Consider the following 14,755-nt stretch of genomic DNA (forward strand, 5'->3'; position numbering starts at 1 on the left):
CTGCATTTAAGCAGTTTTAAAAGTTGGCATTGATCTTGCATTATAAATACGCGTGAATTCTTATAAAGAAGGTGAACTAAAGACGTGAACATTGACCAATTATTAGAACTTGCTAAAACGAAGAAACAAACGATTGCCGTCGCCCATGCAACGGACGCATCACTTTTTGCAGCTTGTAAAGAGGCAGCTGATAGAGGAGGATGTTCCTTTCACTTCTTTGGTCCAATGGAGACAATGCTCGAAGAGGCTTCTAAAGCGGATGTTACTAGACAAGACAATTTCGAGTTTCATGCTTGTACGACAGATAAAGAATCAGCGTCTGAAGCTGTGAGATTCGTCTCGGCAGGCCGTGCAGGAGTTTTAATGAAGGGGATGCTTTCTACGTCATTACTTCTTAAAGCGGTGTTAAATAAAGAAGCAGGCTTACGCACTGGCAGAGTGCTTTCTCACGTAGCGGGGTTTAGATTTCCCGAGAGAGAAAAACTATTGTATTTGACCGATGCTGCGATGAATATTGCTCCATCACTAAAAGAGAAAGTACAAATTTTGGAGAATGCTGTCCATGCTGTATCAAGGATTGGAGTGACAACTCCTAAAGTAGCTGCATTGGCAGCAGTTGAGCATGTAAATGAGGCAATGCCAGCAACGTTAGATGCTGCTAGCCTGACGATGATGAACAAACGTGGACAGCTTACAGGGTGTGTTGTAGATGGCCCATTAGCCTTCGATATAGCTGTTTCAGAAGAAGCGGCAAAACAAAAAAAGGTTGAATCAGATGTAGCTGGCAAAGCAGATATTTTGCTTGCACCTTCCATTGAGGTTGGAAACAGCTTATACAAATCCTTTACGATATTCGGATCAGCGACTGTCGGTGGCATGATTGTCGGAGCTCGTGCACCGATCATTCTGACATCACGTGCTGATTCAAAAGAGAGCAAATTATTTTCCATTGCACTAGCAGTGAATGCATCATAACTTAAGGGGGATATTAACATGGAACTTTTTTCTTATATGGAAGAATATGATTACGAGCAGGTAGTGGTTTGTCAAGATAAGCAGTCGGGGTTAAAAGCAATTATTGCCATCCACGATACTACATTAGGACCGGCACTAGGTGGTACAAGAATGTGGACATATGAGTCCGAAGAAGCGGCATTCATGGACGCATTGAGATTAGCAAAAGGCATGACTTATAAAAATGCTGCGGCTGGATTAAACTTAGGCGGAGGAAAAACCGTTATCATTGGAGATCCTAAAAAAGATAAAAACGAAGCGATGTTCCGAGCATTTGGTCGTTATATCCAAGGATTGAATGGTCGCTACATAACAGCAGAAGATGTCGGTACAACGGTTGAAGATATGGACCTTGTTTACCAAGAGACGAACTATGTAACTGGTGTATCACCTGCATTTGGATCTTCCGGTAATCCGTCACCTGTAACAGCTTATGGAGTATATGTTGGTATGAAGGCAGCTGCTAAAGAAGCGTTCGGAAGCGACTCGCTAGAAGGTAAGACAGTAGCAGTTCAGGGCATCGGAAATGTTGCATTCCAGTTGTGTCGCCACTTACATGAAGAAGGAGCAAAGCTCATTGTAACAGATATTAATAAAACGGCTGTTGCTCGCGCTGTTGAAGAATTCGGTGCGCATGCAGTAGATATTAATGATATCTACGCGGTTGATTGTGATATTTATGCGCCATGTGCATTAGGTGCAACGATTAATGATCAAACAATACCTCAATTAAAAGCGAAAGTAATTGCAGGCGCTGCAAATAACCAGCTTCTAGAACCAAAGCACGGAGATATTATTCAAGATATGGGTATCGTTTACGCTCCTGACTATGTGATTAACTCTGGTGGGGTGATTAATGTAGCGGACGAACTACTAGGATATAATCGCGAGCGAGCAATGAAGAAGGTTGAGACGATTTATGATTCTATCGATCGCGTCATTGAAATTTCGAAGCGAGATAGTATCCCAACATATAAAGCTGCAGACAGACTCGCGGAAGAACGAATTGAAACGATGAGAAAATCAAGAAAACAATTTTTACAAAACGGGATGAGCATTGTTTCTCGTGGAAGATAAAGTGGAGGGAATACTGTGGAAACGACATATCGAATTTTAGCCATCAATCCAGGCTCAACATCAACGAAAATTGGCGTGTTTGAAAATGAGCGCGAGGTATTAGAAGAAACAATTCGTCACGGTCGTGAGGAGATAGCATCATTCGCGTCTATTATTGAACAATATGCGTTTCGCAAAGAGATGATTCTTCAGGCACTAGATAACGCAGGCATCAACTTATCGAAGCTCTCAGCAGTTGTTGGTCGTGGTGGGCTTTTACGTCCAATTGAAGGTGGAACGTATTCCGTTAATGACGACATGCTACAGGACTTAAGAGATGGGTATGCTGGACAGCACGCTTCGAATTTAGGTGGCATCATTGCTAATGAGATAGCGAACCAGCTCAATATCGAAGCGTTTATCGTTGATCCTGTAGTGGTGGATGAACTGCAGGATGTTGCGCGAGTCTCTGGATTTGCAGATTTTGAGCGTAAAAGTATTTTTCATGCCTTAAATCAAAAAGCAGTGGCTCGTGAAGTCGCCACGGATTTAGGTAAGAAATATGAAGACCTGAATTTAATAGTAGCTCATATGGGTGGGGGCATCACCGTAGGGTCTCATAGTCACGGAAGAGTTATTGATGTAAATAATGGACTTCATGGAGAAGGACCGTTTTCTCCAGAGCGTGCTGGAACTGTCCCGGCAGGTGACTTAGTATCCCTATGCTTCTCAGGTGAGCTCTATTCGGATGAAGTAATGAAAAAAATCGTCGGTCAAGGCGGACTTGTTGGATACCTTGGCACAAATGATGCAGTTGAAGTCGAAAACCGCATTGCAAAAGGCGATGAGCAGGCTGAAAAAGTCTATGAAGCAATGGCGTATCAGGTCGCAAAAGAAATTGCGAGTAACGCGGCGGTTTTATCTGGAGAAGTTGATGCAATCGTCCTTACAGGTGGATTAGCATACGGAAAAGAGTTTGTAAGTAAAATCATTTCTCGTGTACAATGGATAGCAAAGGTGATCGTTAAGCCAGGAGAAAATGAACTGCATGCTTTATCAGCTGGAGCGCTTCGAGTGCTTCGTCAAGAAGAGCAGGCTAAAGAATACAACATTCACGTTCGCGCGATGCAATAAGCATCGGCGCGACGTCTAGGAGGAGAACTATGGCTAAAGAATATGATCTGGTCATAATAGGAGCTGGTACAGGTGGATATGTGGCAGCTATTCGTGCAGCTCAGTTAGGAAAGAGTGTAGCAGTCGTTGAAAAGTCTCAGGTGGGCGGAACGTGTTTACATAAAGGATGCATTCCAAGTAAGGCGTTACTTCGTAGCGCGGAGGTATTTAAGACAATCAATCAGGCCGAAGAATTTGGCGTGGAAGTTTCAGGTTCTACGTTAAATTTTCAAGCTGTCATGGATCGCAAAGATGCGATCGTAAATCAGCTTCATAAAGGCGTTCAGGCTCTAATGAAAAAAGGGAAAATTGATATTTACGAAGGATTTGCGCGTATTTTAGGGCCTTCTATCTTTTCTCCTACACCAGGCACCATCTCAATTGAGTATAAAGAAGAAGACCGAGAAAACGATATGCTAATTCCATCAAATGTCCTTATCGCCACTGGTAGCAGACCTAGAAGCCTGAAGGGATTAACGCTAGATGAAGATCGTGTCCTTTCTTCAGAAGGGGCATTATCGTTAACGGAGCTTCCAAAGTCGATTGGGATTATCGGTGGTGGAGTTATCGGAGTGGAATGGGCATCGATGTTTGCTGACTTTGGCGTTGAGGTAACCGTGTTTGAATACACGGACCGAGTGTTACCGACCGAAGACCGCGATATCTCAAAAGAAATGAAAAAAGCACTAGAGAAAAAAGGTGTGAATGTGCTAACGAGTGCTCAAGTCCTTGCAGAGGAAGTAAAAACGTCCGAGTCTGACGTGACAGTTCCTTATGAATTAGATGGAGAAAAACAATCGCTGACGTTCGAAAAGATATTAGTTTCTGTCGGTCGGGAAGCGAACGTGACGAATATCGGGCTAGAAAACACAGACATACAAGTCGAAAATGGCGTGATTAAAGTAAACGAGCACTATCAAACGAAAGAATCGCACATGTATGCGGTAGGTGACGTCATTGGAGGTCTTCAGCTGGCACACGTTGCATCTCACGAGGGAATTGCAGCGGTTGAGCATATGGCTAACTTGGAAGCGCATCCAGTTGATCCGCTACTCGTCGCAAAATGTACGTACTCCTCGCCTGAAGTTGCAAGTGTTGGACTGACAGAGCAGGATGCAAAAGATAAAGGCTATGATGTGAAGGTTGGTAAATTCCCGTTCCAGGCAGTTGGAAAAGCGCTCGTGTATGGAGACACAACTGGTTTTGTTAAGTTTGTGACAGACAGTAAAACAGAGGATTTGTTAGGCGTTCACATGATTGGTCCGCACGTGACAGACATGATCTCAGAAGCAGCGCTAGCTAAATTGTTAGATGCTACACATTGGGAGGTCGCGGCGTCCATTCACCCTCATCCAAGCTTATCAGAGGCAATTGGCGAAGCGGCACTTGCAGTAGACGGGATTCAAATTCATGGTTAATAAGGAGGCACTTATGATGACTAAAAATAGACATGAAGAACTTGGCTTATCTGATCAGGATGCTTTAAACATGTATAGAGTGATGCTTCAAGCGCGAATGATTGACGAGCGTATGTGGCTGTTAAACCGCGCAGGTAAAATACCATTCGTTATTTCCTGTCAGGGTCAAGAAGCGGCTCAGGTTGGAGCGGCGATGGCACTCGATAATACAAAGGACTATGCCCTTCCTTACTATCGTGATATGGGCGTTGTTTTACAATTCGGAATGACTGCAAAGGACCTCATGCTTTCTGGTTTTGCGAAGGCGGAGGATCCAAACTCAGGTGGTCGTCAAATGCCTGGGCACTTTGGTCAACGTAAAAATCGTATTGTAACAGGATCTTCTCCTGTAACGACACAGGTACCCCACGCAGTAGGGATCGCTCTAGGTGCTAAAATGAAAAAAGAAGAGGTTGTTGCATTTACGACATTTGGAGAAGGGTCTTCTAACCAAGGAGACTTCCATGAGGGAATTAACTTCGCCAGTGTTCATGATCTGCCTTGTATCTTTATGTGTGAAAATAATAAGTACGCGATTTCTGTCCCACTCGATAAGCAATTAAATATTGAGAAAGTCTCGGATCGCGCAGTTGGCTACGGTATTTACGGAGAATCTGTTGACGGTAACGATCCATTAGCCGTGTATAAAGTGATCAAAGAAGCTAGAGAGCGAGCTCTTCGTGGAGAAGGACCTTCTCTTATTGAGACAGTCTCCTACCGTTTGACTCCTCACTCCAGTGACGATGATGACAGCACGTATCGTTCACGCGAAGAAGTAGCGGAAGCAAAGAAGATCGATGCGATTCATACCTTCGGCGCTTACTTACGTGACTTAGATATTTTGACGGATGAAAAAGATGAAGAGATTCGCCAAGCACTTCGCTTAGAAATCGATGAGGCAACAGATTACGCAGAGAACGCTGCATATCCAGATCCGGACACGATGATGCAGTACGTGTATGAGGAGGAATAAACGATGACGACAATGACGTTTATAGAAGCTGTAACACTTGCAATGAAAGAAGAAATGGCACGCGACGAGAATGTCTTTGTATTAGGTGAAGACGTTGGAAAGCGCGGAGGCGTATTCCGTGCAACAAACAATCTGTATAACGAATTTGGAGAAGATCGTGTTATTGACACCCCTCTTGCAGAATCTGCAATCGCGGGAGTTGGTATTGGAGCAGCTATGTACGGCATGCGCCCAATTGCAGAAATGCAGTTTGCTGACTTTATTATGCCAGCGGTGAACCAGATCATTTCAGAGGCAGCAAAGATCCGCTATCGTTCTAATAATGATTGGAGCTGTCCTATCACAATCAGAGCACCATTCGGCGGCGGGGTTCACGGGGCACTTTACCACTCTCAGTCTGTCGAATCCATTTTTGCAAGCGTGCCTGGACTTAAAATCGTAATCCCATCGAATCCTTATGATGCAAAAGGACTGTTAAAGTCGGCGATTCGCTCTAATGATCCAGTCCTATTCTTTGAGCATAAGCGTGCGTACCGTCTGTTAAAAGCAGATGTTCCGGAAGAAGACTACACAGTGCCTTTAGATAAAGCGGCTATTGCTCGTGAGGGAGATGACGTGACGGTTATTACGTACGGACTTTGCGTACATTTTGCAAAGCAGGCAGCAGAAGCGTTAGAGAAGGAAGGTATCAATACGCACATTGTTGACCTGCGCACCGTGTATCCGTTGGATAAAGAAGCGATTATTGAAGCGGCGAATAAAACAGGTAAAGTTCTTCTTGTTACAGAGGACAATCTTGAAGGAAGTATTATCGGAGAAGTGAGTGCGATCATCGCAGAAAACTGCCTCTTTGATCTTGATGCTCCAATCAAACGTTTAGCTGGACCGGACGTGCCTGCTATGCCTTACGCCCCTACTCTTGAAAAGAAGTTTATGGTAAACACAGATAAAATCGAAGCTGCTATTCGTGACTTAGCAGAATTTTAAAGGAGGAATTATGCAATGGCTACGGAAATTACGATGCCTCAGCTCGGGGAGAGTGTAACCGAGGGTACGATTACAAAATGGCTTGTGAAGCCTGGTGATAAAGTTAAAAAGTATGACCCACTAGCAGAAGTAATGACGGATAAAGTAAATGCAGAGGTTCCTTCTTCTTATGAAGGTACCGTAAGTGAGCTAATCGCAAATGAAGATGAAACGGTAGAGGTCGGCAAAGTCATTTGTACGATCGAGGTTGCTGGAGAAGAAACTAAAGCACCATCTACTAGCATAGAGAAGAGTGAGCCTGCTGCACAATCTAGTTCACATCCGAACGAGGGCGCTTCGAAAGCTAACGAAGATACAAGCCAAAAGGGTCGATACTCACCAGCAGTATTAAAGCTCGCGCAAGAAAATGATATTGATTTACAATCAGTAAACGGATCTGGACGCGGTGGGCGAATTACTCGTAAAGACATTTTAGAAGCTATCGAAAATCCTCCTGCTGCGAGCAAGCCAGCGGCTGCACCGAGTGCTGCGGAACCTGTTAAAGAAGTAGAGCACCAAGCTCCTAAGCAAGAGGCTCCAGTTTCTCAGACAAGTCAAGAAGTAGTGGCAAACGGACGCACGATTGAAGTACCAGTCACAGGAGTACGTCGAGCCATCGCACAAAATATGGTTAAATCAAAGCACGAAGCACCTCACGCGTGGATGATGATTGAAGTCGATGTGACAAATCTGGTTAAACTCCGCAACAGCATGAAGGATAGTTTTATGGAGCAGGAAGGCATCAAGCTCACATTCCTTCCATTCTTTATGAAGGCGACGATTGATGCGCTTAAGCAATTCCCTGAAGTAAATGCGAGATGGGCAGAGGATAAGATTATTCGCCATAAGGACGTGCACTTATCAATGGCCGTTGCGACAGAAGAAGAGCTATTCGTTCCAGTTATCAAAAACGCCGATGATTTAAATATTAAAGGCTTAGCACGATCGTTAAATGAGATTGCGTCCAAAGTACGCAATAAGACGCTTACGTCTGCAGATATGCAGGGTGGTACGTTTACACTAAATAACACTGGGTCGTTCGGATCGATTCAATCACAGCCAATTATTAATCGCCCTCAGGCCGCAATTTTATCGGTTGAATCAATTGTGAAGCGTCCAGTCGTTTTAGATAACGATGCAATCGCAATTCGACACATGGTAAATCTTTGTATGTCACTAGATCACCGTGTATTAGATGGACTTGTGTGTGGTAAATTCATGGCACATATCAAGAATTCGTTAGAAAATATGAGTGCAGACTCTCTTTAAGAAGTAGCTAGCAGGCGAAGGTCGTCTGCTAGCTTTTTTTGGTGTGGGTGTGGAGGTGAGCAAAGCTGCTCGGAAACTAGGGGGAGTTTATCCGTTTAAGGCGTGCGGTAATCCGCTTAAGGCCTAAGGTTATTCGTTTGTGATGTGCGGTTATCCGTTCCAAGCCTAAGGTTATCCGTTCAAAGATTTGCTTACCTTTTCACCTCTCCTAGTTTTCCGGACTCTACTTTTCTAAGGCAGAAGTGTTACTAATAAATCATAGGTTTCCTTCTATCCTAATTAAAGGTAACTGACTAAAGTCTTTCTACGCATATTTATACTTTTTATTTACTTCTAAAACATCTGGTGTTACCCATAAACAAACGTTGGAAGAGACTAAAAACATCTAATCGTAACCATTATTATTTACAAAGCGTAATCAATACGATATAATCACGATTGTGAGAAATTATAAAACGTAACGGTTACGGAAGGGGATCATTTTACCATGCAACGAAAGAGCTATCTTATGCACACATTAATCGCGTCAGCGTTGCTTCTAGCAGCATGCGGAAGTAATAACGAAGCCGAGGACATGAACAGTGCAGACGAGAGTAACACGGAAAATACTAACACAGCGAACGAAGTAAACAATGAGCCAGCTGATGCGGATGCACTAAACATTACAACGACGCTGTTTTACTTAGAAGATTTCACAAACCGAATTGGCGGCGAGTACGTTAACGTAGAAAATCTAGTACCAGTAGGCGCTGACGCTCATACGTTTGAGCCAACAGCAAACCAAATGATCGGTATTGCAGAAGCAGACTTATTCTTATATAATGGCGCAGAATTTGAAGGATTTGCAGACAGTGTTATTGATGCAGTTTCTTCACAAGGAGTTATGATTCAAGAAGCTACAGAAGGATTAGAACTAATTGGATATAGCCATGGAGTCAGCTTAAGCCAAGAATCGAATGACGAGCACAACCATGACCATGAAGACGAGCATAACCACAGTCACAATGACGAGCACAACCATGACCATGAAGACGAGCATAACCACAGTCACAATGACGAGCACAATCATGACCATGATGATGAGCATAACCACAGTCACAATGACGAGCACAATCATGACCATGATGATGAGCATAACCACAGTCACAATGACGAGCACAATCACGATCATGAAGACGTGCATAACCACAGTCATAACGATGACCATGATCACGAAGGTGGCCACGACCACGCACACGGGGACTTCGATCCACACGTTTGGTTAGATCCTGTCCGCTCAATCGAGGTTGCAGAGTCGATTAAAAATACATTAGTAGAGCTACTTCCTGAAGCGGAGGAAACATTTACTGCTAATTTTGAAGAGCTACAGACGGATTTAGAGGCGTTAGACGCTGATTTTAATGAGATGATCGAAGCGGTAGACAATAGTACAATTATCGTTTCTCACGCTGGATATGGATATTGGCAAGATCGCTACGGCATTCAGCAGGTGGGGATTACGGGATTATCCCCGACTAATGAACCATCTATTCAACAAGTAGAGAGCGTCATTGCTTATATGGAAGAAAATGATGTGAACTACGTCATGTTTGAGCAAAACATTCCTACAAATATCGCTGAAACAGTTCGTGAGCAAGTAGGTGCAGAACAGCTTTGGTTACACAACTTAGAGAATCTGACAGAAGAAGATGTTGAAAATGGGGAAGACTATGTAAGCTTGATGCAACGTAACATTGAGACACTTCAAACGGGTCTCCAGTAAACAAGCAGAGGATCTTTTGTGGCTCCCTTAATTAGTGCACTTCTATTGGTATTACGATAAAAAACGTGTAAAATAGAAGAAGACATGATAAAGAAAGGGTGTTTGACATGGAATTTCAAATGTTTATGAACGATGTTGTGCAAGCAGCGCGTGAAGATATGATTAATGCTGGATATGACCAGCTTCGCACTCCGGAAGAGGTAGATGCAGCACTTACGGAAGAAGGTACAACGTTTGTAGTTGTTAACTCTGTTTGTGGTTGTGCAGGAGGAATTGCACGTCCTTCAGCAGCATACATGAAAAACTTTGAAGTACAAGCTGACCGTTACGTAACGGTATTTGCAGGTCAAGATAAAGAGGCAACTGAGAAAGCACGCTCTTACTTCACTGGCTTCCCTCCATCATCACCGTCCTTCGCGCTTCTAAAAGATGGCGAGCTTAAAATGATGGTAGAACGCCATGAAATCGAAGGTCATGAACCAATCGAAGTCGTTAACAAGCTAGAAGCAGGATTTGAAGAGCACTTCAAGAAATAATACGGTGCACGTAAAAGAGCCAGGAGGCTTCCTAATTAGGATCCTCTTGGCTCTTTTTGTTTGATGTTATACTATATAAATTAATAGCCAAAATATAGATTGGGTACATGAGTAATCCTCCTCTTACTACGAGTCCAGACACCGGGTTTGGATAGTCTCCTCGATAAGTCATAGGGAATATCGTCGTGAATATGTGTGTAAAAAGGACAAAAATAGGAATTCATAACATAATAGTCCAAAGATTAGTCTTGTGACTGGAGAACCATTTTTTTGTAAGGTAGTAAAGAATCAGTGTGCCAACAGTTAACTGAATGAATATAAAAACGCCAAATAATATTTCGATCGTACCAAATTCCAAATTGGTTAATCTGTTAATTCTATATGCATTTAAGAGAAGTTGAACTGGAATAAATGCCATTAAAGCATATAAAGAACTTAATATAAATAACTTAAAGAAGTTCATACCTGCCTCCATTAAATAAAACTAAATTGCTGTAATCCCTTATTAAGATATTTATTATAGCATATTAATTTAAACTAAATGGTAGTTTAGTTATTATGTGGTTATGTATAAAATGTGATTATTATCTACTTCAAACAAATACATAAAAAGATTTTTCATAGATGCATTTATAACAAACTTCAAATATTTCTTGGTAAGATAGTTACAATGCTCTATGGACTGTGCTATACTTTTTGAAGCGTGCAATTTTTGCAATTAATCTACAGGAGTGAGTTTACATGGAAGAGCTATATAACCAAATACATATATACTTAAATCAAGAGGAAGAAATTACGTTCAAGGAATTTGATCGTTACTACAAGGATGCTGTTGCATATTTTAACGAGCATGCCGATGAGTTCGATGAAGATCACATTTGGAAAGGCCTCTTTATTTCTGAGAATGTGATGTCAAATGCAGAAGGTCGAGCAAAAGAGACAAAGAATGCAAAAGAAGGCAAGAAATACGAAAAGATGAACCAACGCTTGACGCTATGGGCTCAAAATTTTGCAGCACGTCTTGCAAGACTAGGCTATGACCAGGATCAAATGAACGAACGCTTCGAAAAGATGTTCGAAGACTACGAAAAGCTTGTTAAGAAGGACAGCGAATAATAATTGCATCTTTATGCTGAAATTGTTATACTACTAAAGTGTCGTTAACGAAACGATGCTTTACACGCGCCCGTGGTGAAATGGATATCATACGAGATTTCGGCTCTCGCGTTTCGGGTTCGAATCCTGACGGGCGCGCCATTAAACAAACTTTTAAGTCCGTCGATGACGGACTTTTTTTGTATATATAACTTCATTTATACGAAGCTTAAGGAATGTAAAAAGGGTAACCATAACATTTAGAAGTCTTATCACTAAACAGATGATTCACAAAAACCGAGCTAATATCATATAAACAGACCCTTAATGTCAAAGAGAAATAACTACATATACCTACACTCTTTCATATATATATATTCTTAAATCAAACGAAGAGCTGACAGTCAATATTTTAAATTGAACATGATAAACTATACCTAAACAAAAAACAAAGCAGGTGACGCGATTGTTTAGAATCGGATATCGAACATTAAAAACAGCATTTGGTGCAGCAATCGCTATACTAATCGCACAAATGCTCGGCCTAGACTTCTTTGCGTCAGCCGGCATATTAACCATATTGTGTATCCAAAAAACGAGAAAGCGTTCCTTTAAAAGCGCATGGAACCGATTTTTAGCCTGTATGATCGGGCTAGTTATCGCGAGTATCATTTTTGAGACACTAGGCTACATGTTTTACTCCGTCGCCATCGTACTGCTTCTTTTTATACCCGTCACAGTAAGACTCAAAATTACGAGCGGAATCGTGACAAGTGCCGTTATCATGTTTCATCTATATACAGTTGGAAATGTTACGGTCGGGCTTCTTTGGAATGAGGTACAATTAATTAGCATAGGAATCGGCATGTCGCTCCTTATGAATGCCTATATGCCTAGCGTGGAAGATAAGCTAGGTCAGATGCAAAAGGAATTAGAAGAGGATTTATCTATTATTTTTAAAGAGTTTGCGTCTTACATTCGGACCGGTGAAAGTGAGTGGGCTGGCAAGGAGATTACCGATGCCTCTGAACTCGTTAATCAGGCCAAAAATGCCTCCCTTGAGAATTTAGAAAATCACATCTTGCGCTACGAAGATATGTATTATCATTATTTTAAGATGAGAGAAAAACAGTTAGATATTATCGAGAGACTTATGCCACTTTTAACGTCTATTGATTATCATGTAGATCAAGCTGATATGCTAGCAGACTTTTTAGAAGAGCTATCTGAAGGCGTTAATGCACAAAACACGGCCTATATTTTTATCGAAAAGCTAGAAGAACTCCGAAGCTCGTATAAAGAAATGGAGCTTCCAGACTCGAGAGAGGAATTTGAGGCTCGTGCAGCACTTGCTAACGTTGTGAGAGAGCTAGATCAATACTTAGCAATTAAACAGCAGTTTAAGCCTATTCAAGAATACAGAGCGTTTGAATAATGCAATGAGTAGTGTCTCAAAATCAAGACTTCAAAAAAACGCACATCCAGATGGATGCGCGTTTTTTTGAAGTCGTCAATTAAAATGCGGAAACTCCCATTAATACAGTTCCAAAAAACATAATGAAAATCATCACATAAATGATAGCCATTCTAAATTTACGAGGCATTATTTTCCCTCCTATATACGTAGCTAAGCTTATTGTACTCATTTTGGGAGACGTTTTCAAGATCGAGTTTCTAAATGAGAAGGAAGATATGGTATACTACTAACATATATTGACTGCTTAATTAGGAGTGATGGAAGCGATGGATTCTTTCGATCAAACGTATCAAGAGTGGCAGCATAAGCTTAAGGAGCAGATAAAAAAACGTCCAGAACGTAAAGAGGTGTTTAAGACCTCTTCTCATATTGAAATTGAACGTCTTTATGTGCCGGACAAATTTGATAGCGCTTACAAAGATAAAATTGGATTACCTGGAGAATTTCCCTATACAAGAGGCATTCAGCCTACCATGTATCGAGGGAAGCTATGGACGATGCGACAATACGCTGGATTTGGGTCTGCGAGAGAAACAAATAAACGATTTCGTTATTTACTAGAGCAAGGACAAACAGGTCTCTCTGTTGCATTTGATTTACCAACTCAAATTGGCTATGACTCTGATGATCCGATGTCACTTGGTGAGGTCGGCAAAGTGGGTGTTGCGATTGATACGTTAGAGGATATGGAGCTTCTCTTTGATCAGATTTCACTAGGGGACGTCAGTACATCGATGACCATTAATGCACCTGCATCCGTGTTACTTGCTATGTATATTGCAGTAGCAGAAAAGCAAGGGGTTGACTCATCTCAGATTAAAGGAACCATTCAAAACGATATTTTAAAAGAATATATTGCTCGGGGCACGTATATTTATCCTCCAGAGCCTTCAATGAGACTGATAACCGATATTTTTGAGTATTGTACCGATCATGCGCCAAGTTTTAATACGATTAGTATTAGTGGCTATCATATTCGTGAAGCTGGGTCCACAGCTGTACAAGAGCTAGCGTTTACGCTTGCTAATGCGATTGCCTATGTGCAGGCGGCTGTCGATAAAGGTCTGGATGTCGATGCGTTTGCTCCAAGACTTGCGTTCTTTTTTAATGGGCACAACGACTTTTTTGAGGAGATTGCAAAATTTAGAGCGGCGAGACGGATGTGGGCATCTATCATGAAGGATCGCTTTCAAGCGAAAAAATCAAAAAGTCTTATGCTCCGTTTTCATACACAGGTAGCAGGTAGTACGCTCACCGCTCAGCAGCCAGAAAATAATGTTGTCCGTGTATCTCTTCAGGCGATGGCAGCAGTACTCGGCGGAACGCAAAGCTTGCACACGAATTCGAAGGATGAAGCACTGTCGTTACCGACGGAGGAATCTGCGCGTATCGCACTTAGAACGCAACAAATCATTGCCTATGAATCAGGTGTAACAAATACGATTGACCCACTCGGAGGTTCGTATTATATAGAGACCCTAACAGACAAGCTTGAGGAAGAAGCACAGCGATACTTATACCGAATCGAAGAAATGGGTGGAGCTGTCCGAGCGGTACAGGAACAGTATATGCAGCGCGAAATCAGACAGGCAGCATACGAGGCTCAAAAGAAGCTGGAGGGTGAAGAGGACATCGTCGTGGGTGTCAATCGATTTACCTCCACGGACGAGCAGGCGGTGCCAGTAATGAAGCTAGATGAGGCGCTTGTCAGTGAGCAAGTAGGTCGCCTAGAAGCTTGCAGAAAGTCGAGAAATCAAGAAGCGGTGGAGGCGTGTTTAGCAGATATTAAACAAGCGGCTCTTAATGGCTCTAATCTCATGTTCCCGATCATTGCTGCAGTGAAAGAATACGCTTCTATTGGAGAAATTTGTCACACGCTACGAGATGTGTTTGGAGAATTTGGTAACTAGGAGGTCA

The 14,755-nt window shown here is 42.2% G+C and carries 13 protein-coding genes and 1 tRNA gene; 13 read left to right on the forward strand and 1 reads right to left on the reverse strand.

Annotated elements, in window-relative coordinates:
- The first annotated feature begins 84 nt into the window (after positions 1 to 84).
- The 12 genes from FLK61_RS08330 to FLK61_RS08385 all read left to right on the forward strand — a co-directional run bounded on the left by FLK61_RS08330 (position 85) and on the right by FLK61_RS08385 (position 12,796).
- Positions 85 to 975: a bifunctional enoyl-CoA hydratase/phosphate acetyltransferase gene (locus FLK61_RS08330; RefSeq protein WP_176009013.1), complete on the forward strand. Its 891-nt coding sequence runs from the start codon at positions 85 to 87 to the stop codon at positions 973 to 975.
- A gap of 18 nt (positions 976 to 993) precedes the next feature.
- A complete protein-coding gene (gene bcd, locus FLK61_RS08335; RefSeq protein WP_176009014.1) occupies positions 994 to 2,091 on the forward strand; it encodes a branched-chain amino acid dehydrogenase in 1,098 nt (365 codons plus the stop codon).
- A gap of 15 nt (positions 2,092 to 2,106) precedes the next feature.
- Positions 2,107 to 3,204, forward strand: coding sequence for a butyrate kinase (gene buk, locus FLK61_RS08340; protein WP_176009015.1), 1,098 nt, complete (start codon positions 2,107 to 2,109; stop codon positions 3,202 to 3,204).
- A 29-nt stretch (positions 3,205 to 3,233) separates the two neighbouring features.
- The gene (gene lpdA / locus FLK61_RS08345) at positions 3,234 to 4,661 is read left to right on the forward strand and encodes a dihydrolipoyl dehydrogenase (RefSeq protein WP_176009016.1); all 1,428 of its coding nucleotides are present in this window, start codon (positions 3,234 to 3,236) and stop codon (positions 4,659 to 4,661) included.
- Between the two features lie 16 nt (positions 4,662 to 4,677).
- Positions 4,678 to 5,673: a thiamine pyrophosphate-dependent dehydrogenase E1 component subunit alpha gene (locus tag FLK61_RS08350; RefSeq protein ID WP_176011182.1), complete on the forward strand. Its 996-nt coding sequence runs from the start codon at positions 4,678 to 4,680 to the stop codon at positions 5,671 to 5,673.
- Between the two features lie 3 nt (positions 5,674 to 5,676).
- Complete coding sequence (locus tag FLK61_RS08355; protein WP_176009017.1) at positions 5,677 to 6,660, forward strand: alpha-ketoacid dehydrogenase subunit beta; 984 nt, start codon at positions 5,677 to 5,679, stop codon at positions 6,658 to 6,660.
- 15 nt (positions 6,661 to 6,675) lie between these two features.
- Positions 6,676 to 7,968 carry a dihydrolipoamide acetyltransferase family protein gene (locus FLK61_RS08360; protein ID WP_176009018.1) on the forward strand — a complete coding sequence of 431 codons (1,293 nt, stop codon included), beginning with the start codon at positions 6,676 to 6,678 and terminating at the stop codon, positions 7,966 to 7,968.
- Between the two features lie 487 nt (positions 7,969 to 8,455).
- Entirely contained in the window at positions 8,456 to 9,730 is a 1,275-nt protein-coding gene (locus FLK61_RS08365) for a metal ABC transporter solute-binding protein, Zn/Mn family (protein ID WP_176009019.1), read from the forward strand.
- A gap of 107 nt (positions 9,731 to 9,837) precedes the next feature.
- On the forward strand, positions 9,838 to 10,266 hold the full coding sequence (locus tag FLK61_RS08370; RefSeq protein ID WP_176009020.1) for a BrxA/BrxB family bacilliredoxin: 429 nt from the start codon (positions 9,838 to 9,840) through the stop codon (positions 10,264 to 10,266).
- A gap of 741 nt (positions 10,267 to 11,007) precedes the next feature.
- The gene (locus tag FLK61_RS08375; RefSeq protein ID WP_176009021.1) at positions 11,008 to 11,382 is read left to right on the forward strand and encodes a hypothetical protein; all 375 of its coding nucleotides are present in this window, start codon (positions 11,008 to 11,010) and stop codon (positions 11,380 to 11,382) included.
- A 66-nt stretch (positions 11,383 to 11,448) separates the two neighbouring features.
- Positions 11,449 to 11,523, forward strand: a tRNA-Arg gene (locus FLK61_RS08380).
- A 304-nt stretch (positions 11,524 to 11,827) separates the two neighbouring features.
- A complete protein-coding gene (locus FLK61_RS08385; RefSeq protein WP_176009022.1) occupies positions 11,828 to 12,796 on the forward strand; it encodes an aromatic acid exporter family protein in 969 nt (322 codons plus the stop codon).
- A gap of 79 nt (positions 12,797 to 12,875) precedes the next feature.
- On the opposite strand, the gene prli42 is transcribed toward FLK61_RS08385, so the two are convergent.
- The gene (gene prli42 / locus FLK61_RS08390) at positions 12,876 to 12,965 is read right to left on the reverse strand and encodes a stressosome-associated protein Prli42 (protein ID WP_176009023.1); all 90 of its coding nucleotides are present in this window, start codon (positions 12,963 to 12,965) and stop codon (positions 12,876 to 12,878) included.
- A gap of 139 nt (positions 12,966 to 13,104) precedes the next feature.
- On the opposite strand from prli42, the gene FLK61_RS08395 reads away from it, so the two are divergent.
- On the forward strand, positions 13,105 to 14,748 hold the full coding sequence (locus FLK61_RS08395; RefSeq protein ID WP_176009024.1) for an acyl-CoA mutase large subunit family protein: 1,644 nt from the start codon (positions 13,105 to 13,107) through the stop codon (positions 14,746 to 14,748).
- Positions 14,749 to 14,755: the final 7 nt, after the last annotated feature.

This window comes from Paenalkalicoccus suaedae (genome assembly GCF_006965545.2).
Lineage (GTDB): Bacteria > Bacillota > Bacilli > Bacillales > Salisediminibacteriaceae > Paenalkalicoccus > Paenalkalicoccus suaedae.